General features: G+C 36.7%; 19 protein-coding genes and 1 tRNA gene. 8 read left to right on the forward strand and 12 right to left on the reverse strand.

The features are described from left to right. Positions 1-124 precede the first annotated feature (124 nt). Positions 125-3,853, reverse strand: coding sequence for a hypothetical protein (locus QXK50_04055; protein ID MEM2008339.1), 3,729 nt, complete (start codon positions 3,851-3,853; stop codon positions 125-127). Positions 3,854-4,011: 158 nt separating this feature from the next. On the opposite strand from QXK50_04055, the gene QXK50_04060 reads away from it, so the two are divergent. From QXK50_04060 to QXK50_04085, 6 genes are all read left to right on the forward strand, one after another. Then, positions 4,012-5,646 (forward strand): type II/IV secretion system ATPase subunit, encoded by a 1,635-nt coding sequence (locus QXK50_04060; protein ID MEM2008340.1) that lies wholly within the window; start codon positions 4,012-4,014, stop codon positions 5,644-5,646. Beyond that, positions 5,646-7,490, forward strand: coding sequence for a type II secretion system F family protein (locus QXK50_04065; protein ID MEM2008341.1), 1,845 nt, complete (start codon positions 5,646-5,648; stop codon positions 7,488-7,490). Before QXK50_04060 ends, QXK50_04065 begins: the two co-directional genes overlap by 1 nt. A gap of 10 nt (positions 7,491-7,500) precedes the next feature. Continuing rightward, positions 7,501-7,902, forward strand: coding sequence for a hypothetical protein (locus QXK50_04070; GenBank protein MEM2008342.1), 402 nt, complete (start codon positions 7,501-7,503; stop codon positions 7,900-7,902). Between the two features lie 80 nt (positions 7,903-7,982). Beyond that, complete coding sequence (locus QXK50_04075; protein MEM2008343.1) at positions 7,983-8,390, forward strand: archaellin/type IV pilin N-terminal domain-containing protein; 408 nt, start codon at positions 7,983-7,985, stop codon at positions 8,388-8,390. A gap of 53 nt (positions 8,391-8,443) precedes the next feature. Then, positions 8,444-9,613 carry a glycosyltransferase family 39 protein gene (locus tag QXK50_04080; GenBank protein MEM2008344.1) on the forward strand — a complete coding sequence of 390 codons (1,170 nt, stop codon included), beginning with the start codon at positions 8,444-8,446 and terminating at the stop codon, positions 9,611-9,613. Between the two features lie 64 nt (positions 9,614-9,677). Beyond that, positions 9,678-10,724, forward strand: a complete 1,047-nt coding sequence (locus QXK50_04085) for a hypothetical protein (GenBank protein ID MEM2008345.1) — start codon at positions 9,678-9,680, stop codon at positions 10,722-10,724. A gap of 211 nt (positions 10,725-10,935) precedes the next feature. Here QXK50_04085 and QXK50_04090 read toward each other — a convergent pair whose 3' ends face one another. From QXK50_04090 to secY, 9 genes are all read right to left on the reverse strand, one after another. Continuing rightward, positions 10,936-12,606, reverse strand: a complete 1,671-nt coding sequence (locus tag QXK50_04090) for a hypothetical protein (protein ID MEM2008346.1) — start codon at positions 12,604-12,606, stop codon at positions 10,936-10,938. Positions 12,607-12,617: 11 nt separating this feature from the next. Then, entirely contained in the window at positions 12,618-14,087 is a 1,470-nt protein-coding gene (locus QXK50_04095; GenBank protein MEM2008347.1) for a hypothetical protein, read from the reverse strand. A 16-nt stretch (positions 14,088-14,103) separates the two neighbouring features. After that, positions 14,104-15,687 (reverse strand): hypothetical protein, encoded by a 1,584-nt coding sequence (locus QXK50_04100; protein MEM2008348.1) that lies wholly within the window; start codon positions 15,685-15,687, stop codon positions 14,104-14,106. Next, complete coding sequence (locus QXK50_04105; protein MEM2008349.1) at positions 15,684-16,340, reverse strand: hypothetical protein; 657 nt, start codon at positions 16,338-16,340, stop codon at positions 15,684-15,686. The genes QXK50_04100 and QXK50_04105 overlap by 4 nt, the downstream gene beginning before the upstream one ends. A 44-nt stretch (positions 16,341-16,384) precedes the next feature. Further along, positions 16,385-17,554: a hypothetical protein gene (locus QXK50_04110; GenBank protein ID MEM2008350.1), complete on the reverse strand. Its 1,170-nt coding sequence runs from the start codon at positions 17,552-17,554 to the stop codon at positions 16,385-16,387. A 184-nt stretch (positions 17,555-17,738) separates the two neighbouring features. Next, on the reverse strand, positions 17,739-18,296 hold the full coding sequence (locus tag QXK50_04115; protein MEM2008351.1) for an AAA family ATPase: 558 nt from the start codon (positions 18,294-18,296) through the stop codon (positions 17,739-17,741). A gap of 90 nt (positions 18,297-18,386) precedes the next feature. Next, complete coding sequence (locus tag QXK50_04120; protein ID MEM2008352.1) at positions 18,387-18,674, reverse strand: 50S ribosomal protein L34e; 288 nt, start codon at positions 18,672-18,674, stop codon at positions 18,387-18,389. A 273-nt stretch (positions 18,675-18,947) separates the two neighbouring features. Next, a complete protein-coding gene (locus QXK50_04125) occupies positions 18,948-19,415 on the reverse strand; it encodes a hypothetical protein (protein MEM2008353.1) in 468 nt (155 codons plus the stop codon). Positions 19,416-19,418: 3 nt separating this feature from the next. Beyond that, positions 19,419-20,795 (reverse strand): preprotein translocase subunit SecY, encoded by a 1,377-nt coding sequence (secY, locus tag QXK50_04130; protein ID MEM2008354.1) that lies wholly within the window; start codon positions 20,793-20,795, stop codon positions 19,419-19,421. 135 nt (positions 20,796-20,930) lie between these two features. Between secY and QXK50_04135 the strand changes: the two genes are divergently transcribed. Further along, positions 20,931-21,027, forward strand: a tRNA-Gln gene (locus tag QXK50_04135). Positions 21,028-21,147: 120 nt separating this feature from the next. Beyond that, positions 21,148-22,566 (forward strand): type II/IV secretion system ATPase subunit, encoded by a 1,419-nt coding sequence (locus tag QXK50_04140; protein ID MEM2008355.1) that lies wholly within the window; start codon positions 21,148-21,150, stop codon positions 22,564-22,566. On the opposite strand, the gene QXK50_04145 is transcribed toward QXK50_04140, so the two are convergent. After that, on the reverse strand, positions 22,563-23,285 hold the full coding sequence (locus QXK50_04145; GenBank protein MEM2008356.1) for a 50S ribosomal protein L2: 723 nt from the start codon (positions 23,283-23,285) through the stop codon (positions 22,563-22,565). The two genes, QXK50_04140 and QXK50_04145, sit on opposite strands and share 4 nt — an antisense overlap. Before the next feature lie 13 nt (positions 23,286-23,298). Further along, positions 23,299-23,736 carry a 30S ribosomal protein S19 gene (locus tag QXK50_04150; protein ID MEM2008357.1) on the reverse strand — a complete coding sequence of 146 codons (438 nt, stop codon included), beginning with the start codon at positions 23,734-23,736 and terminating at the stop codon, positions 23,299-23,301. Positions 23,737-23,792 lie beyond the last annotated feature (56 nt).

Genomic DNA, 23,792 nt, shown 5'->3' on the forward strand with positions numbered 1-23,792 from the left:
TAACCTCCTTCTATGTATTATTTTAAAATATTTTCTATAGCTTAAGTCTAATGATCAAATAATACTTGTATATAGTAATAAAATGAAAATATAGTTGAATCCGGAACACATTATTTGTTATCTTCTAAAATAGTTCTTCTTCTGGCGCTAACCTTCTAGCAAGTATGGCTCTAATCTTCATTACTGCATAAACCGCTATACCAAGACATATTAACGTGGCTATTACCGGCATGTATCTCCAAATTAGTGCTATTGGTGTTGGAGATATCGATATTAATTCGCTTCTATCATTATCAAGCGTTATATAGGGTATTTCTCCGATGTTGTAATCAGGATGTGAGACCACTATTCTATAAGACCCATAGGGTATTTTCGTCTCAATAGCGCCCCTCTCGTCTGTTATCAGTTGTGTTACTGTTGTTAAGGTTTCCATACTATATATAGTTACAATGGCGTTTCTAACAGGATTTACACCTTCTACAACTACAACCTTTAACGCATAAGTTTTTCTATCTACAGGTATAGTGATAGAGGTATCGCCTACTACATTAACAACAATAGGCTTAGATGGTTCGTAACCTCTATCCCATGTGCCACTAGGTATGAGCTGAACCGAGTATACTCCATAGGGTATATCAAGAGATGTACTAATAGCCATGTTCTCAGCTTTCTTTGTTCCATTGATATATACATCGAATCTTCCAACAACAATACCTATATATCTATCTTCAGCTTTAATCTCGAGTCTATATTCAACTCTCTGAATGGGTATCTTTACATTTTGTGAAGATCTTACTTCTATAGCCATTGTATGAGACTTATAGATGGAAGTATTTGAAGGCTGTATATCAATACCGTAACTTCCATAGGGTAACATTAGATATATAGTTCTACCCGGAGGTTCAACAATACGTTCAGTAGATACAGGACCTCTCATGGCTATGGATAATGGTGATACAATTTTTCCATATACATCAACTAGATCTATTGTTATAGTGTAATTAACTCTGGGAACATTGACTTCTCGAACAGTATCTTCATAAACACCAAGCTCTATATCATGTGATTCGTACACGTAATCATAGCCTTTAGATGGCGCTACCTTGAGCGTCCAATTACCGTAGGATATGCTACGTACAATCCTAGGTTCTGTAATATTTGACACAATTAATGTACCATTTAAGTAGAGATCAATCGGAGCAACTAGTCCTTCACTATATATGTCACGTAACCTTATATCAACTCTATACATGTTTCTAGACATGTTGATCATGTAGACCTTGACCTTAGGAACGTTCATCTCTATTTCTTTCACACCATAGACTTTTTCATAACCTTTACAAGGTTTGACTGCGGCTTTATAAGCTCCGTAGGGCAATGTTACATTAATTACATAGTTTTCAGGTGATATCATATAGAAGGTCTTGAATATAGTCATGTTTATAGGAGCTATGGGGTACGAATTTGTAAGTTCATCCACCACCTTAATCATTATATTGTATGTTTTCCTTTTGATAACTATTTGAACTTCTGTATCTCTGTCTATAAAGACCTCAGTTAGATTAGTAATATAAGCATCTTCGAAATCTTTTGAAGGTCTTACCTCTAATCTATGTACACCATATAGCATTCTGACTGTATATGTCTCTTCATATGTGTTTTCTTTCAAAACCATATCATCTATATATATATCAATTGGCGCTACAGGTTGTTTACGTTCAAAATCATCCACTATCCTTAATACAACATTATATTCTCTATATCTTAACCCTAAATCAAGATTACAGCATCTGGGTTTCGTTGGCAGGTCTGTGTATTCTTTCCTAATGATGTCTATAGTCATATCTTCTCTAAGTATAAATCTTATAGAGCTATTGTATATGTATGGTCTACCAGTATATATGTTCAATTCGTACTCAACACCAATTAATATGTTCTTCAGCATTAGTGATGTATTTCCATTTAATCTATACTCTACAGTACCTTCCGGATACTTGAATACAGCTATAGTATCTACTGTAGTTTCATTTCCAGGCATATTGATGTTTACCATAATATTCCTAGCCATTATGTCGTCAACAGACAGTATCATCTGTCTCTCTACAGCCATGTCACTGTTTCTAACAATCACTACGCTACTTAAGTCTAGTAATGCAATTGTCGATACATCTAATAATGTGTCTCCATCTATATACCTTGGCGACGATAGACAAAGATCCAGCAATTTTCTGAATATGGGCTGCGGATAAGGAATGGTCCTTAGAACCTGAACACCACTTTCAGATACAACTACATAGGTATAGCCAGAAGCTGTAGGTATAGTGGTTATAGATCTTATTGATGGCAGTAATGTATATATATATTTTAATGTGAAACCTCCTCCTGCTTGAGGTAAGTATACCCTTAGCCTACCATCAGATAGACCAACCATGATGTAACTTCCATCGCTATAGGTACTCGCATCACTAATAATGGTTGTTCCTATACCTACGTAATCTTCTACTGTTACTATGTTTCTGATTCTATCCGTTTCAATAGCTACCGTTGATACATATATGTATCCTGGAGATCCATACACGAGCTTAGACATGGCTTCTTTTGATCCACGTATAAAGAATAGTCCGTGGAGCGGTGGATCTAGAAGGAATGTTGCAGACATGTTTCTTCCCATACTAATTGGTGCAGGTGTAGTATCTACGAGCATGAGGTTTACTCTAAGGAACCCAGGTATTCCGTATACTTTTTCTGCAGGTCTTGTATCTACATGTGATGTTGGTAGGATTGCTGGAGGTACAGGAATTTCTTCAGGAAGTATTCTGTATCTGTTAGGCTCATAAATGAATTTGTAGGTCCAAACAATTTCGCCAGCTATATTCCTTATCACAAAAGTTATGTACGTAGGTCTTTGGGAATCTACTTGTACAGGTATGTAGGCTACTCCTCTATCATTAGCGTTTACACCATAAACCATAGAGGTAAGTCCCCTTACTGTTGCGTTTACTTCTACAAGCGCCTTTGATATAGCTTCAACTTTTCCTTCGTACATGTATGTAACATTAAGGACAAATCTAACCACATCTTTTTGAGGTATATAGGCTAGTAATACTTTTGAAGCATCCCAATAGAATCCATCGTCACCATATATAGCTAGAGGAGCTACATCTTGGATATACACACCTTCATATGCTCTACCTAGAGCTGTAGCATTCCCTACCTTAGGACCTATTCTGAATACTCCTTGAGCTTCTTCATCGAGTATGTAGAGGTGACAATTCATACAAGGTGCTACACTAGCTCCTCCTTCACTTACTAACGCCAAGATCTTTACGTTTCCTACACTATCTTTTGCTAGAAATATTTTATTTACGTAAAAGTCTGCTCCAAGAACTATGTAGAGGTATTTGGTTATTCTACCTCCATCAACTCTGAATACAAGTATCTCTCCACGATCACTTCCAACAGCTATTCTTGTTGTTGGATAACCATCTTTGGCTGTACATGTGGGTGAGCCCGTTAATGGATAAATATCCTCTACTATAGGGTCTCTGTAGGGATTTGATACCTCAAGTACAGCAACACCATTAACATTACCTATATTACCTACAACCATAACTCTTGATCTATCTAGTAAGTTGATGTGTTTCGGTGTTATACCTATAGATGCTAAGTCAATTGAGTATGCGAAAACCATGTTCCTAGGCTCTATGAATTGTGTATGTACATAAAGTTCTCGATTAAGGCAACACGAAACGATGCATAGAGATATTAGTATGGCCACAACTGTAGATATCCTACTAATTCTCGATATGGGTTTCATTTTTGGTGTAAGCTTTAGGTTCATTTTTACACCCATACCTACAACCTATTGATTCCTACATTAATACACTAATAGACCTTCTATATATTTCTTAATGAATGTTTCTCGAATTCTGTAGTGGAATACATAAGATATTTATACTACTCTACAGTAGTTAGTTTTTGTGTACCTAGATTTAGTGTTGTGTGGAGACCATGTCTGGAGACACAAAGAGTACTAAATCTGTTTTTTTTAGCAAATTTAGAGGAAAGAAGGAACAACAAAAGAAGATCGAAGAAGAGAATATAGTTGAGGAAAGTAAATCTGAAGGAGAGGCCACTGAACTCATTAGGTATACACATAAGCTCTACAGCATTAGAAGAGGCTACAAAGTCCTCGAGAGTTACCCCATACACGAACCTTTCGTATATATAAATATTGTTGAGGATCCTGATGGTAAACTCGTATATGAGGTCTACGAGATTTCCCTTACACCAGAGGAGGAGAAGATATATAGAGAGGTTAAAGATCATATAGTGTGGGAGATAAAGCCTATAGCTACCCTTGATATAGATGTTGCTAAAGAGATCAAAAAGATTGCTAGAAAGGTTATCAGAGAGTTCCAGATAAGGTTCACAAAGACACCTGGTCTTTCTTGGAGCAAGATAGAGTACTATATAGAGAGAGACGTTATAGGCTACGGTATACTTGACCCTATATTCAGGGATAGACACATAGAGGATATATCATGTAATGGTCCTAGGAAACCCGTCTATATTTGGCATAGAAAATATGAGTCTATACCTACAAACATAGAGTTCATATCTGATGTAGAGCTAGATGAATACATTCTCAAACTTGCACATATGTCTGGAAAACATATCTCTGTAGCCTATCCCATATTAGACGCCATACTGCCCGGAGGACATAGATTAGCGGCAACGTTTAGGAAAGAGGTATCCACCTCTGGATCCACGTTCACGATAAGGAAGTTCAGCGAATCACCTATAACCATAGTTGACATGATTTCGTTCAAAACACTTTCACCAGAGATAGCTGCGTATTTCTGGCTAGCAATGGACTACAAGATGACTACACTAATAATGGGTGTAACAGGTGCAGGAAAAACATCAACATTGAATGCTCTTGCAACCCTTCTTAGACCTACGTACAAGATAGTCACTATAGAGGATACCCCTGAGATAAGGATACCCCATGAGAACTGGGTACAGCTTGTATCAAGACCTTCATATATAGGTAGTGGTGTTGGAGAGGTATCACTATTCCATCTAGTGAAACTCTCTCTGAGGTACAGGCCAGATGTCATTGTTGTCGGCGAGGTTAGAGGCGAAGAGGCTTACGTGCTCTTCCAGGCTATCGCTACAGGTCACAGCGGTATGACCACGCTTCACGCAGAGAATATAGATGCTGCCGTCAAGAGACTTACCTCCGAACCCATGAACATACCCTCATCCTATATACCTCTGGTCAATATAGCCATGGTTATAAGGAGAGTTCAGATAAGAGATGAAAAAGGTAAATCTAGACCAGGTAGAAGAATAACTAATATCTGGGAGGTCAGAGACTACGAAAATTATATAGAGATAGCCAGGTGGAATCCATCAGAAGACGTCTTTACCATGGATCTCAAAAACAGTATAGTTATCAAAAGGATAGGCGAATTGACGGGACAACCATACGATGCTCTTATAGATGAGCTTGAAAGACGTAAAAGAGTTCTAGAATGGCTCATTACTAAGAAAAAGAATGACTATCGGTCTGTAGCAACATACGTCTACAGATACTATGTGGATCCCAAATCTGTATTCAAAGAGGTGGAGATAAGCTAATGACAGCTAAACAAGAAGATTCTAAAGCTTCTAAAAAACTCTTCAAGAAAAAAGAAGAGCAGCAGACGAAAGCTAGCCGAAAACCTGCTAGACATGTTAGAATAACTACGAGAGATGTTTTCACGGCGTTCTCTCTAACATTCTTCGAATCTACTGGTAGAAAATTCGCTAGAGCTTTTGAGCTAGAAAAAGCATTTAATAGAGCTGGCCTCAATGTACATCCTGTTAAATATGGTGCTGAAACTCTATCTATATTGTTCTTCTCGATACTGTTTACAGTTGTCGGCTTCCTCATCATAGTTCTCACTACTCCTTTAACAGTTATTCAATTGATCATAGGCATAGTTGTAGCAATAACGATACCCCTCATGGTGCTTATGGTAAGGCTTCTCTATCCCTATATGCTCATCACTATGAGGAGAGTGGATGTCGAGAACGAGTTACCGTTCTTTATGGCCTATATAGCTACAATGGTTAGAGGTGGATATAGTCTAGAGAAAGTTATTGAGAGAATCTCCCAGCTAAAGGTGTTTAAAGCTATTAGGAGAGAAGCCCAGAGGGTTATGACTAGGATCAAGATATTTGGTGAAGATCCTGTAACAGCTCTTGAGAAAGTTGCTTCTAATCATCCAAGCTCAAAATTCAGAGACATTATGTTGGGATACACAACTACCCTTAGGAGTGGTGGTGATGTTCTTCACTATCTAGAGATAAGAACGAGAGAGCTTTTCGAGGCTAGAGCAACTGAGGTTAGAGGTATTCTAAATAGGCTTATGTCTTTTCTCGAAGTCTACATAATATTTGGTGTTATCGTTTCTGTCGTTATATTTGTGTTCTTTGTAGTTTCAGCTGCTATATCTGCTGCACAAGCTCTTAGAACCCCAGAACAGCTTGAAGGCTTCTCTATCGATATAACAACACCTTCTCTATACAACTTCTTTGTGCTACCAGTTATGGGTATAGCTATAGCTCTAGCTATACACATAAACCAGCCTAGAAATCCTGTAGGATTTGGAGAAACATATACCGTGTTACTCACATGGATCCCCATATCTATAGCCATATTCGTAATTGCTCTGGCAGTTACAGGAGGTATGGATATCTTCATGGGGAGACTAGGTACTCAGCAAGTTAAATCAGCTGTATATGCAACTTCATCAGCACTTATAGCTCTCTCTGTACCACCAGCACTAAAGTATAGATCTCTTCTCAAAGGTCATAGAGGGCTTGTGAAAGCTACAGCAGATCTTCTTAGAGATATAAGTGAGGTAAGGAAAACTGGTCTAAGTCCAGAGAAATGCATTATCCTTGTATCTTCTAGAAACTATAGATCTCTAACACCAGTAGTCGAAAGATCTGCAGCTGCTCTATCGATAGGGTTTAGTCTTGAAGAAGCTCTTAGAAAAGCTCTAAAAGGTGTGAAAGAATGGTTCACTATAGCTTCATTCAGATTTCTAACAGATTCTATAATTGTTGGTGGTGGTTCTCCAGAGGTTATAGATACTCTAGCTAGATTCACACAAGTTTTGAGTGAGTTAGAGGAAGAAACTAGGAGAAGGATGAGGAGCCAGATATTCCTGCCATACTTCGGAGCAATACTACTCTCATCTATACCGATAATAATTCTCTATATGCTTCTCTCTATAGCAAACATACCTATAGCCAAACTATCACCATTACTTCTAGTAATATCTCTAGGAAGTATAGTAAACTCATACATGATGGGCATAATAGCTGGTAAAGCATCACAAACAACAATAGCTGCAGGCTTTCTCCATGCAACAATTCTAACAACAGTATCCACTATAGCGACTCTAGCAACATTCATGTACATAGGTATATAGAGGTAACCAAATGAATACATTTTTTGCTGCAATAATAATACTTGGAGTAGCTATAGCGATAACAATAGCTGCTGTAGTATGGATAACAACAACATATCACTCAATGATTTGGAGACCAGAAATACTAAAAATAATAGAGATAGAGATATATAGAAACACTACAGACAACAACTGGTGGCTCTACATAAAAGCTGAAAACATGGGAGAAAACAAAGCAGAAATATACAAACTAGAGATATACGGAATAGAGATAAAAGAACTCAAACCACCAAAAACCATTGATCCAGGAAAAATCGACGAAATATACATAAAGCTAGATAAAGAATACGTATATGGAACAATGTATACAGTAAAACTATACCTAAAATCAGGAACAGTATACCCAGTACTAGAAAAAACAATAAGAGTATAACTCACAACAGCAACCAATATAGGTACCCAACCTCAACACTTATATACCGAGCTAACAACCAATATATAGTGGGAGAAAAAATGAAGAAACTATACAGAGGTATAGAGCCAATAATAGCTGTGGTAATACTTGTAGCAATAACACTAGTCATAGCAATAGGAGTAATAGGATGGATAATGGGTTGGTGGGGAACCTTTGGAGCAACAGAAAGCATAAAAATATTCCCAGACAGCTACATTAACTCAACTAATGGACGACTGATTCTGCATTTAAAGAATGAGGGATCAGCAACAGCTGTTATCTATAAAATAGAACTAACTGGAGGATTAACTGTTAATTTGGCTGGGGACCTTACTGTTTCTCCTGGTGTGGAATCAACAGAAACAATTAGTATAGCTGGTGGTAATCCTATTAGTGGTACTAATTATCAGGTCAAGATATATACTAGAGCTGGTAATGTTATCTCAGCTACTGTACAGGCTAGGTAAACATTTTAATGAAGTCGTCAAATCTGTTTTTTAAATATTATTTATATTTATTTATGTTTTTTCTTTTGGTTGTATCTGTTTTTTATTTTGTTTTAGATAGTTTTGGTAATAGACTTCCTAGGTATGGTGATGAGGTTTATTATATTGATTGTGGTTTGAGGTATGTTTCTGGTGTTCCTCCTTATCTATGTAATTTTGAGCATCCTCCTTTTGCTAAGTATTTTATAGGTTTTCTTCATGTTTTTGGTGTAGATCGTATTGTTTTTCGTTTGTTGTGTTTTTGTTGTTGTTTTCTTGTTTTTTTGATTGTTTATAGGTTTTGTGGTGATGTTTTTCTTGGTTTTTCTTGTTTTCTTCTTCTTGTTTTGGATTCTCTTTTTGTTAATGTTTTTCGTTTTCTTCTTCTTGATCCTGTTTCTCTTTTCTTTTCTTTTCTAGCTCTTTATCTTTTTTTGGAGAAACGTTATATTTTTTCAGCTGTTTTTCTTGGTCTAGGTATTGCTTCTAAGTTTAGTGCTATTCCTATTGCTTTAGGTATATTTATTCTGTTTATCTGTTTGAGAGATTATAGGAAGATGTTTCTTTATTTCTCTATAGTCTTTATTGTCTATATCTCTACCTATGTTGCTGATTTTTCTTTGGGGTGGGATGCTGTTGTTAGACATCATATAGATATGTTTAGGTATATGTCTTGGAGACATGGATTTTCTCTACCTATAGCTGCTAACGGTTTTCTAAAGCTTTTGGCTAAGGTTGAGGTCTGGAGATATGTTGGTGAACTTAGTATTGTTTTAGGTAATGTTTCTGGAACATATGTTGTTTTGAATCAGAGTTTTGTGTATCTAGATTCTATAGAGCTCTATACTGTAGTTGGTGTTGGTATGGGTTCTATAGTTTGGTATCTATTTATCCCTCTACTTCTCTATACAACATATCTGGTTCTAGTTGGTAGAGATCTTGGTTTATGTTCTGGTATATCTACAAGTTTTAGTGGTTTTGTTATGTTTTCATGGCTTTCTCTACTCAATATTGTTGCTGGCCCTATAGATTGGTACTATGTGTATGTTCTACCTTTTCTATACATAAATACTGTTGTAGCTTTAGAGAGAATAGCTAGAAAGAAGACTAGACTAGTTATAGCTCTAGTTATATCTATACAGTTCATAACATTTATTGCTACTATACTTGGCTACATACCCTTTAAATATGTGGCTATATGGTGATGCTCTCTATCTAGTTGTTAAAGCATATTAATCTCTACTACCCAGTTTATCTTGGTGATGCTTTTTGGAGATTATATGGAGCCATGTTTCGAGTCCTAGTGGCTATAGAGATGGTGTATATAGTGTATGTGTTTCTAGCGGTATTGTGTATGCTGTTGGTTTCGATGAGCTGATGGGCTACGGTAAACAGAGGTATCGTGTAGAAGGTGTAGATGCTAGAGATGGGCATATGATAGCTAAATGGGTTGACGATAAAGCACATTCCTTCGCATCTCTATACAGCTGTACAGCTGTTGGCGACCGTATCTATGTTTTTGGTGCAACAGATAGATTCTGGACCATTATGGTATTCGATAAACTTCTCAACCCCGTGAAGAGAGTAGATAGAGAGAAGCCATATATATTACCGTTTTCTGTAGTTAATGTGGGTAGATATATCTATGTAGCAGGTGTAGAGATAACTCCTACAGGTTCTACAGCTATCCATGTATCTAGGATATCTATAGACGATCTATCTATAGTCAATAGCTATACATCTAATCCAAAAGATAGAGGTGCAGGTGCATACTCTATAGCGTATAACAAGAAAATGAAGCAGATTATTGTTGGAGGATTCGATAAAATTGATGGTGTATCCAACTGGAGAATAGAGTATCTAACCGAAGACCTCAACCTGATCAAGATATCTAGACCCAGTGTAAAGGGATCGATAACTGGTTTAGCTCTTGATGCAGATGGATTCATATATACAGCAGGTAGAACACGTATAGCTAGAATCAGTAGAGAAGGAGAAACACTAAACACAGTTACATCACCACAAGCAGTCAAGATATATACATCACAAGAATCTCTACCAATACTAGGAACAAATATAGCTGTAGCAACAGACAACGAAGCATATATACTCACAAATGATACACTATCGATAGTAGAGGCAATAAGACTCTCTAGAGGACCACAAATACTATCAATGATGCTAGGATCTATGGATGCAGATAACGAGAGAATATATCTAGCATCAACACAAATAGCAACAAAAGATGATTGGAACTGGTCAATACTAGCTCTAAAACCAAGAGGAAGAGGATTCCTAAGACTCTTCAGAAGATAAACCTGGTACTAATATAACCATTCTAATAAACATTATACACCATCTAAAACACAGTAACTAAACCAATGAAGTGAAGAGATCAACAGAAATTCTAAAGTGATATAACTACATATACTTATATCTAGCGTAACAATAATGCATAAAAATTGTGTATAAAAACATATAACAATGTTCTCCGCATAGTGCAGTTGTATATATAGAGAAATAGACTCTATCTATAGAAAGGTACCACACCTATAAACTCTAACCCAACTGTAAAATCTGCATCATTTCTTAGCCCTGTTCCATAGCTGTCTTGAAATGCTACTGCTATCCAGTATCTACCTGTTGATGGAAGAGGTACATATATTGATTGAGATATTTTCGCAAAATAGTTATCTCTACCGAAATCTGTTACACGTGTTTTGTGATAATTGCATATCTCTTGGTATCTATACTCTCTAATTATATACTCGTTATTGTCTCTATCTATAAGCAGTATCCTTAAAACCCAATCAGTTCTATCAATATCATTAAGCTGATTTTCATCAGGATGAGAATTATCGTGAAAGAATATGTTCATGTATAGAGCTACACCAGAATATACACTTCCATCTATTGATCCATCATCTGAACCCAAGGCTCTACCTATCTGCAGAAGCTTTAAAGTAAGTGGAACAGTAGTCCAATCACTTAAATCATCATTTCCATACATATCATTGGTTCTAGAGCTATTACCGTAATACGCATCTTCTGTTATAAATATTATCTCGTTTAAACCATTTCCATCTATATCACCTATAAACAGATATGGATAATAAGATGACTCGCCAGTAACCGAATTCTCCGAGGCCATCCTCATGAATCTAGCTACATATGTAGCAAAACCATTCAAATATATCCTAATTGAGCTATCTGTAGTTCCATAGTACCAGGTACCTATTGCTGGTAGATCTATACCGCTACATCCGCTCGGTACTGTAGAAGAACAGGCAATAATAGTGTTATCTTTTTTTATCTGGATAACACCTGTATAGTTATTTATGACAATTCTATAGCCATTGCCAGTTAATGTATATTGTTTACCACCTATTGTTATCTTTTCTTGACCTGTAAATGCTGGACCAGATATCATTATCGTGAATCTCGGTGGTATATCTTCATTAGGTTTACTCATCTTTTCTCTAACCCAGCTAGGATCATAACCGATTACTGCAACACCAAAAGCTACACCACTACTCTCTGTTTCAACGGTTGCATTTATGAATTCTGCTTCTTGACCTGGTGGAAGCAGCAATAGTTTTGATGATTTTACTCCTCTGTATCTCTCTTGAGTCATACTTCTTGTGTATGGTTTTGCTATAAGACTTCTATTTACATCAAATATTTCTTGTAGATCTTCTGGAGAATTTATGTTGTCGAATGTTATAGATATCATGTAGGTTGTGTTAGCTCTAACAGCATAAGCTTTTATTAGAGGTTCATGTATATCTACAACTGTTCCACCAGGTGTTACAATAGCTATGTATTCGTAATCTCGTCTACACGTTATTGCTCTATATGTTGGTATTACACATGAACTACATATACCTTGGGAAACAATGTTTATTGCATCTACAACTTGTATAGAGCCTGTGTAGTCTTTTATTATCATTTTGTCTATAACTATATCGCTTGAACCTATATTCTTGATCTCAACACTATTCATGGTTTTATTTAACACAAGCTGATGTATTTCATGGGAATGTGAATATCTCACAATATTTCTGAATGCTATAGAACTGGTGTATGCAGAATGCATCATATTGAGTATAACATATGTGGATACTACCAAAACTACTAGAGAGATCATGAATGAAATAAATGCTGTTGAAATACCCTTACCTAGTCTAGATCTATCCATAGATTCACCACCTAGCGACTAGAGAGAGCTATACCTATATACTCTAACCCGATTATTAAATCTGTATCATTTCTATTAACTTCGCGACTATAGGGATCTAGAAACTCTATAGCTAGATAGTAAATGTTCCCTGTTTTCGGTATATGTATAGTGAAGTCCTTAGCTATATATGATATAGAGAATGGCTTTACATTTCTATATCTATTAAGCTCATAGTAGCTAAGCTGGGTACTGTATATAAACAATCTAGTAGAAGCATCATAGAGACCAACCCTCATTATAACCCTATTATCGTTATCACTTATATCATCTCCAGAACTATCCCAGAAAAACATCCTCATACTGAGTATAGCTGAAGAATACATATTGCTATCTATAGGTACACCAGTAAAAACAATTCTCATAGGATTAACCGTAGAGTCTATATAATAGAGATCACTCGTATCTTCTCTGATGTAGTCATTAACTCTCGTTCTACTACCTGTTGTGAAATCTTGTGTAACAAATATTATCTCTACATTACTGTTATTGTTTATATCGCCTACAAATATATATGGATCTAGACCAACAACACCTGATATACTTCTACTCGCATTATATAGTGTAATTCTATCTGCTCTACCATTTAGAACTAGATTGCAGAAACTAGATCTATTTATATAGCATGTATGTATACCCAAGCCCAGGTTTATAGATCCTGTGAAATTCTCTATCTTGAGCCTATATCTAGCAGGAGCTACCCCAGCTATACTCATTATCGAGTCACCAACTCTTATATAGGAATTAGATCTACCTCTCCCTATAGCAAGTATATTTAGTTTTTTGGTTACAGGATCTGCTACACCTATGAACACTAGTGAGGCATTGAGTTGTGCTTCTACATTTATGTTTATACCAGATGCATTTATTATGGGGGTTAATGACGTAGTAGTATTTATTGCACCTCTATACATAATTGACTTATTTTCTAAGAACTTCAGCAGTTCAGAAGTTGATTTAAGCATAACACCACCATATATAGTGGTCATAGGTATTCCTAGTGTTTTCTCAAGAGCTATAGCATAGAATTCGGGGCTTACAGAGAATACTCTACCGTTTTCAGTAATGATGGCTATAGGTATATAGCCTAGACAGCTAACCATAGATGTATCTTCAGGTCTGAGGATCGTTGATGATATATTGCATAGTTTATTAGATGATACATCAATAACTATTTTCGTGCCACCACTACTAACCGCAACTATATGTGTTATACGTGATACTGTAGAACCAACATTCTTTATATTTAATACATTCTCTATCAAAAATGGAACAAGCTTCTCATTAACATAGCTACTAGGTGTAGCTACAACTTGTTGCTGGATCAACAATACTGAATAGAAGTTTAGAATTAGATAAAATATAGAAATAGCTATAATAGAGAAAGCAATAACAACAGCAACACCTTCAGCAATACCTCTCCTCAATTTATTACATACCATATAACTTCACCTAAAATCAGCTTATCGGTAATATAGATAGAGACTCTATATAGAGAGTGAAATCAAGATCATCTAGATTACCGTTATAGTGATAAGGATCTTGGATAGCTATAAACACATAGAACTTCTTTTCACCAGTTTCTCTCGGTGGAAGAGGTATGAATACTAAGCTACTTTGTGCTTGTGCTGTTGGTGGAGAAGTATCTTCGTATCTCGTTAACTCTCTAAAAGTATAGCTTCTATAGCTATAGATAGCTCCATTCTCGTCAACAAGACCAACAAGCATTATAGGTCTATCGACAGATATTCCAGTAGCATCGCTACCCTCATTATCATGAAACCTATAGTTAACAGCAATAACAACAGCACTACTATCATAATTAGATACAACATAATCTCTATACACCAGGACAAGAGCTTGTGTAGAATAATCAAGTAAAGAATCAACATCTTCATTTCTAGTGTTGTAAGATCCCCCTGTTCTGTCTATTGATGTAAATAGTATTCCTGCTGAACCAGAGCTTTTGTCTGTGTTCATGAGCATTATGTATGGATTGTAGCTTGATTCTGAACCTGTTGAACGTACATATATCTCGATTCTATCAGCTCTACCACTCAAAACCAATGCACTATTGTTGAATGTATAATCAGCTATATCTTGGCTTGGTCGTGTAATGCTTTTCTCTCTAAGTCGTAGAATTTCTTGAGATGTTGATGGTGTAAAACCGTATATCTTTATCCTTGTATAAGTGTTTGTTGTTACCCCTCTGCCACCTATTGATAATACATTTGATGTAATGCTATCCGCTGTTATGAGTATGTTGTATCTTGATGTGTTTCTAGGATCATAACCTATCCATAGATTCCTTATGTTCAAATTATTTATTCTTATCTCTGTGTTTGTATATACATTTTGTAGGCTCCATATGTGTTTTGTTGTTGTTCCTCCACTCATACCTTTTCCTAGGTCTGTGAATTGTGATATTCTTGTTGGATTATCTCTATTGTCTAGAGTAGATATGTTGAATGATTTTCTGAAGATAGATATGTTCCATATCTCATCATTTGGTGCTAGTTTCATGGGTATGAGCTGTATTGCTGAAGATATTCCTATAGGTATTGTTGTATTGAAGAGTTGTGATTGTATTTTCTGTAGATCTTCTGGTGTTAATACTGTGCTACTTATTACTGATCCTTCTACTGTTATTAGGTGTAGAGCTACTGTTCTTTGGTTTTGACATAGCGATGGAATTGGTATGGATATCAGAACGGTTTGTCCTGACTTTATTGTTGTTTGTATATGTGTGTCTATATAGTGGTTTGTGTTTTCACAAGATATGTGTAGAATTGCTTTCTCTATCTCTATATCTGTTCCACCTATATTGGTTAAATATAGTTCTGAACTTGATGTATTAAGGAATGCCCTAATATCTCTACTCATCTCTTTCATAGCTATTGATACTCTTCTGGTTGTTGGGTTTTCATATAGTTGTTGATTATTTAGTAAAGCATAGTAGATGTGAACTGTTAGAGGTATTACTGATAGTATTAGAATTGAGAAGAATAGTATAGCTATTATTATGTTTCCCTGACCCTTCATCCTAGAGCCACCTCATGTACACCAACAATATAGGGTGTACCACCATGGATCGTAACTATAAATATTCTGGCTATAGATGTTTCTGGAAGCTGTATTCTGGCTATAGTGCTATCTCTACATAGACCTTGAGTAGATGTGTATCTACATACATTCTCAATTCTACAGATATGTATAGTATCTGAAAGTGTGAAGCCCATAGATCTTGCATATGAACGGAAATCAACTATAGATCCTTCCCAAGGCACATACACTCTCTCCATAGATCCAGAGTATATAGATGAAGAATATATACAGTCTCTCCCAACATCATTACATATAACTCCATCACTATCTTCACGAGGATTATAGAAAGAGATAGAGTTACAAGGCAGATAAGATGTACCTACATCAACAGCAACAAAAAAATCACTTAGAGATCCATCAATTCTCTTGAACAAGAGCCATAGAGTAGATGCTCTATCATCATAAGATATCTCGCTAACAAATATATTAACAGATTCTATCTGAAGATTATTCAATAAATCTAGCTGACTTCTATAGCCAGCAAGTACTGAAGAGAAGTAACTAAGCATAGCTACACCTACAACAACTGCAAGACCTATATACATGAATGTTGTAAGTAACTCACTCTGACCCTTTACAAACATAACCATAATCCCTTACACCATATATAATCTACTCTAGATAGATAAAAAACCTAACTAAACTTGTAATCATATTCCTCAACTAGATGTGGAACATTGTTTATATAAGTCACAACAAGTATTGATAATCTATCGACTTTAGCTTCATCTGGCATAGAACCTATATAAACAGCTCTAGCTATACCTTCGGCATGTAGATTGTTGCTATCAAGTTGTAGAACCATTTGGGTAGAGCTGTCTATCTTCCAGTCTACAACCTTTATATAGTCGCTATTGTTCCAGTAATCAACAAGTGTTGAACCTCCGTATGTTACTCTTACGAATCCTGGTGGTATAGGCATTATCTCTATAGCTAGTGTTGATCTTAGCGAATCTATGTCTATAGCTACCTCACTTTTTATCTCTACATTAACATTTCTCTCGAGTAGAGCATTATTTATATATACTCTTTCTGCAGAAACGTTAAACGATAGAATCCATGCACCTATCTGACCATTTGGAAGCTGTTGTGGTGTTAGATCTATCTTTCCTATCCTTGTATTTACATCAACTCTAACAATATCTCCTTCTTTAAGCTGGTACCAACTACCATTAACTGATATATGTGTTCCTCTAGGATTGCCCAGGTATGCAACTCTAAACTCTATAGATCCATATAATCTCCATACACGATTATTAGAATGAACCACTACTTTGTTATATCCTTTGGCTACTGGTTCTAGTTCTTTTGCTAGCTGTAGAACTAGAACAGCGTTTTTGTCTATCTCTAGCTCACATATCTCTATATAGCCTGTATCTGGATATCCTTTAGCTCTAGCATAGTATTTAAAGCTATAGATAGTGTCTCTAGATACTACAGTAACATCATCAACTCTATGCATATATCTATTGATTATCCTTCCACCAACAACATCTCTAACAACATCTGAACAATTGATATAGCTACTACCATTGAATAACGTAAGCCATATCTTGTTGCTGGTGTCAAGTCTTCTAAAAAGTAGAGCTATAGATCCTTTCGAAGAATTAATAAGTCTCACAATAGTGCTTAACCTCTCGTGCTCAATAACCCTCTGGATAACTAGTAGATTCTGCTGTATACTGTAATCACTCTGCATATAGCTAAGAAAAGATACAGATAGAGCCACAGCTACTCCAAGCAATATTGCTAGAGCTACTGTATCTGATAGACCTCTACGTAGATTCCTAATATGTGTAGACATATCCTCTACAACCATCTATACTAAGTATAAAGCGCTATATAAATCTTAAACATGATGCTACACAATGATACTGATAATATGGTGCATTATATGGTAACTAATCCCTACCTCATCGAAATATGTATAGGTAGTAGATTGTTGTTAGAGATCTTTAGAAAGAGTATTACCTGGCATAATGTTGTGTTTAACGATTTAGAGTTCTTTTTGCTAGAATCTCTAGAGTTTTTAGAATTATTTCTATTGCTTCTTGAGGAGAAAAACTCTCTGTGTTTATGATTATATCGAAGTCTGTATAATCGGTTATATCTATTCCATAATATCTTCTGTATCTATCTCTCTCTACTTCTTCCCTCATTTTTGTTTCTCTAACAACTTCTTCAAATGGTTTTCTATCTCTTTCCGATAATCTTCTGTATCGTATTTCTGGTTTCGCTATAACTGCTATCCTTAGATGCGCTAGTCCCTTTAATAGCCATGGAGCTGCATGACCATCTATAACTATACCCCCTTTTTTTGCTTCTTCTATAACCATATTGTCTAGGTAGAGATCTATTGATGGATCTTGTTGAGCTATTCTACTCAACTCTTCTATAGATACTCCTCTCTCTTGAGCTAGCTTTCTGAAGAAGAAACCCACGGATATGTGTCTAAGCCCTAGTCTTTCTGCCAAAAGCTTAGCTATAGTTGTTTTCCCACTTCCCGGTGGACCACCTATCGCTACAACTAGTCTAGATATATCCAAGACTCTCTACCCAAACAGTAGATAGCTATATTCCAGCTGTATCTACTAGATATGGTTTATAAGATATGTGAGGAATATAGAATGCGTTACTTACTGTACAACTTGAGATGAGAATGTAGTTCTGATGACTCTCTTCAATACTATTCTAAGACACCTAGAACACAACACTCCTCCAAACATTCTCTCAGGTCTTTTAGCTGTCTTAGGCAGTTTTCTTCTTTCACTATCCTTCATAGGTACACTAGGTAGCATGGCCCCACATCTACCACACCTCATAGGGGTATTCTTTCTTTTCTCGTAATGGATAACTGTTTCTCCACCAGGCGTTCTTCTATATACCCTCTTATACGATCTAGATCTATAGAGTGGTCTAACCAATTAAAGACACCTTCTTTAATCCTTCTTTAGTGTTTCTGAAGAGTTTCAGAAATAAAAGCTTTGATAAAAGATGGCTCTCTATTTCTGGTAATCAGTTCAGCTAAATAGATATCTATGTTCTTTCACATTCTGTAGAATCGATTATTTGTTATTCATAAAACATGAGCTTCGGTACAGCTTAACAAACATGCAGTTATTGGTGTAATCCATCTATAATCTATATCTAGCGCAGCTGAAATTATAGAGAGAAATAAGTATAGATATCAATTAATGTTACTCTAGATATTTCTTTGCGTAATATGTGTATAGTGGTAGATATAAGAGGAAGACTAGGAAGAATATCCACGACATCTGCATTGAGCAGGTACCTCTATTGTTATCTGGAAACTGTATTGGTATTGGAGCTATACATGTATTAGCTATCTCAAGTACAAGCGGATTTCCTTCGGTATAGACTATGGATGCTGCAAATATGTATATGAATATCGATGCTATGAATATTGACATAGGTATTAAGAATTGATAGAAGCTCAATCTAAATACTGTACTCTTTATTCTCTTGATCTGTGTAACTGCTATCTCTTTCTTCTTTCTACTGACATAAGCTTTCCTCATGCTTCTCTCTATCTTTGAGCCATCTTTAACCGAACTATACTTCCTTAATATCTTAATTATTGTGTAGAGAGCTAATGTGTTCATGGATATTGCTATAGCTAGTGCTAGAGCTAAGTATATACGCAAAGGTTATTCGCCTATAAATCTCTTCAGTAGTGGATACATCTCTAGTGTTCTTTCGTATACAAGTATCTGGTAATAGTTGTAAAGTATACCTACAGCTAACAGCAATCCTGTACCGGTACCGAAGCTTCCAAAGATATCGCCTACCAGAGCTATTACTGCTACAGCTATAGAACTGAATATAGTTAGCGGATATATGTATCTGGCTAGATACGAGCTTAGTATCTTTGTTGATCTCCTCATGCCTGGGATATTTAGTTCAGCTTTTATCAAGTTTTCTGCCTGTGCTTCAGGATTTAGACCCGCTATCTCTATCCAGAGTATACCGAAACCTATGCAGAGAACAAGGAATAAAGCTACATAGATCATAGACTGGAGCGGATATATAGAGAATCTGGCGAGAGTTGGTGATGATAGATAGGGGCCAGCTACATTAACTAGATCTATACCTAGATAGTTTCTTAAGAGATTGAGTATCAGTAGAACATTAGATATAAGGATACCTGTTAGAAGTACAGGAATATTCGTTACATACATCAATTGTAGCGGAACCTTGGTCCTTATACCTCCATAACGTGCAACAGTTATGGGTATATTTATTCGTGCAACACTTAGATAGGTTATAACAGCTATAAGAACTATAGTTACTATAAGCCCTGTGAGAGAAGGATATCCATAGAAAAGCCTACCTATAAACATATCGTAGAAACTAATATAACCGTTTCTAGCAGACTCAACAATATATGGTATGAGTCCGTAAGGCATAGCTATTTCTTCAGATATGCTGTGGGGAGCCAAAAGCTCGCTAAAGAACCTCTGAGCAACACCAATCAATATAAACAAGCTTATACCGCTACCAAGACCCCAGCCTTTCTGTATAGCTTCATCAAGCACAATTATTATTATTGAGCCCCATAGAAGCTGAAGGAGTACTGCAGCCCTAACCCATACAGATACTGTTTGAGGAATATGCCAGAATATACCGCTTACAACAAATCCTGCTGCCTCTACAATAGCCAAAATTATCGCTAGACCTTTGTTTGCTAAAGTAAACTTACGTCTATCTTCAGGATCATTTAGATCCATATCTATGATCTTTGCACCAACAAGTATCTGGAGAATTAATCCAGATGTAACTATAGGACCTATACCTAGTTGAGCCAAGGTACCTGAAGCCATAGCCAAAACTATAGAGATCATAGGAGATATAGGTGAAACACCTACACGTTGAATACCATAGAGAGGTGTTGCTGATAACAAAATAAATGCTACAGCCGCTAATCCCGTAAAGAGAAGCCTCTTACCGAGACTAGGTCTACGTACAGGTCTAGGTGCTGAGGGCACTACTAGACCTATCTTCGCTAATACATCCATAAAACCCATTCTCAACCCCAGCTAAATAGACACAGAAAAACAGGAAGCTTAAAAACGATAAAGATTCATGAACAGAGGAGAAGATGCTATCTTAAACATTGTACAAAAAGCTAATAAATTTGCAACAACTACATTACATCTTGAAGCCGGGTCGTCTAGCGGCCAAGGATGCGGGGCTCTGGAGCCTATAGCTAGGTGGAGTACCCCCGTGACCGGGGTTCGAATCCCCGCCCGGCTACCATACAATACTTGTAATACTTGTGTTTGTGATGAGCAGAGGGTCTTTTGATTGGTGAAGAGAGCCGGAAATGCTGAATCTTAAAATTACATTTTTAATATCAGTATACCTTTGGGGTGTAGATTGAGAAAAGATTCTGCAGATTTTTTGGATATCGAGCCTAGATTAAAGAAACTAGTTGTTGCTAATCTAGATGATGTATGTGGATATGTTTTGAGTAGATATAGGGTTGGTTTAGCTGAAGTTGTTATCTGTGTAGATAAACAGAATACAGCTAGATACCTAGTTCTAGAGCCTCATGTAGATGATGTATGCGGAAAGCTTTACCCCTTGATCATGGATTCACTCTATGTGTCGCTACTTGATGTCTCTTCTGAAGAAACTCTCGAAAATACTGTCGATACTATAGCATCTGGATTAGGTTTCAGAGATTCCTTTAGACAATGTAGAGAAACGCTCATGTATTACGTAAAGAGGGATTCCTTTGGCTATGGAGTTCTTGACGTCTTATTTAGGGATCCAGGGATAGAGGATATAGAACTTTGTGATTGGAGGAAACCTGTAACTGTTATTCATAGAGATTTCCTTATTTTTGAAGCACTTTTAACGAATATACAGTTCAGTAGTGAAGAAGAGGCTAGAGGCTATGTAGAGAGACTAGCACTCAAAGGTGGCAAAAGTATCTCATTAGCTAAACCAGAAATACATACAGTACTATCTGAAGGACACAGACTTTCAGTGACCCTGGGCAATCCTGTGAGTAGAGGCCCCACATTTAGTATTAGAAAGCTTCCCGATACCCCCATAGATATTGTTACCCTCATAAATCAGAAAGTTGTAGAACCTCATCTAGCAGCACTAATATGGCTCGTGAATGACGCGAAACTATTCTACGGCATTATAGGTGGTAGTGGAACAGGTAAAACAACTATTCTTAATGCCTTTCTTCAGCTTACAGACCCGAACTGGAAGATAATAGTTGTCCAAGATGTTATGGAGATAAGGATGCCGACAAGATCAAGGTTCATACAATTTTTTGGAGAATCATCAGAAGAGATACTTCAGAGATGCTTCACAGCATTAAGATATAGACCAGATATTCTTGTTGTTGGCGAAGTTAGAGGTAGAGAGATATCAGCGCTTGTAAGAGCTGTTGCCTCTGGTTCTGGCTCCACTACGACATTTCATGCATCTTCTCCCGAAGAATATGAAATGGCTGTAAGAAATCTATTGCCAAGAGATCTGTACACAATGTTGTCGCTAAATACAGCACTATTGATCTTCGTTTCACGTATACGTATAGAAAACAGTCTCGCTAGAAGGATTTGGAAAGTATATGAACGGGTTAATGATGAATGGAGAGAAATATATGGACCCGAGAACGACTCTATATACACTAGCTATATACTCAAGAGATTAAGCAGACGGCTACTTATAGACGATATTGAGGCAGATCTAGAGTATAGAACAAAAATACTGATGTCTACTCAACAAGGATTTGAATCCGTTGAAAAACTCCTAAAGAAGTTCTATAGAGTCTAATGGGCTCCCTTCTTCCTACCCGTCCTTCTAGCAGCTATATGGCCAACCTTACATCCAGAAGGTGCATTACGCGATATTGTTGTAGGTTTCGATTCACTCTGATGAGAACCTCCACCATGTGGATGATCTACAGCATTCATTGCTACACCTCTCACTCTAGGCCATTTACGTGCTCTTGCTCTCCACTTGTAGTAAGCATTACCAGCTTTCAATAGAGGTTTCTCAATCCTACCACCACCGGCAACCATACCTATTGTCGCTCTACAATCAAGTAGAAACTGTTTTTGTTTACCACTTGGTAGAACCAGTGTGACATGAGTAGATGATTTGCCTACAATAATAGCATAACCCCCACCTGTTCTCACGAGCTTACCACCATCACCAGGTCTAACCTCTATATTACATACCTTTGTTCCTTCCGGAATACTTCTCAACGGGAGGATATTGCCTATGGATATAGAGGCTCCGGGCCCTATCTCCACCATCTGACCCACAATAAGTCCTTCAACAGCTACATTATATATCTCTTCACCATTTTCAAGCTCTATCAAAGCAATGGGAGCACTTCGACCTGGTTCATGAACTATTTCCACTACCACACCTTTAAGCGTTTCATTTGATGATGTTGGATACCTTACTGGTGCAATCCTTAGATGTTTAGGGCTTCTGTAGGTAGATGTTCCTCTACCTAGTCTCTGAATCCGTATTCTTTTACCCATGGCTCTCACCACATTACTTAAGGGCAACAAACAAAGTGCTTCTAGTAGCCTTTAGACCTGGCTCACCATGTTTAACCTGTTTGGTTGTTGAAGTAAATTCTCCTAGATAATGACCTATCATCTCCGGCACTATTCTTACAGGCACAAACTCTTTACCATTGTGTATAGCTATCTTAAGTCCAACCATTATCGGAAGAACCACCATATCTCTTACGCTTGTCTTAATTACAACCTCTTTGCACTCTGTTATAAGCTTCTGTCTTGCTTCAATCACTTTTTCCAGAAGTTTTCTATGTGAAGGTGAGAACCCTCTAATTAAACTTCTTCTAGCTCTTGCTGGTAGAATTTTTGCTAATTCATCCATAGACATATCCAGTAGCTCTTTAAGAGATTTACCTCTATACCTAAACTTCTTCCATTCAGCCGGTATATCCCAGCATTGCGTACTCATTTGACAACCCTCTATGAATCCCGACGAACATAGTACCAGTTAAGCGCTTATAAATA

Origin of the sequence: Ignisphaera sp. (assembly GCA_038831005.1) — an archaeon.
Taxonomy (GTDB): Archaea; Thermoproteota; Thermoprotei_A; order Sulfolobales; family Ignisphaeraceae; genus Ignisphaera.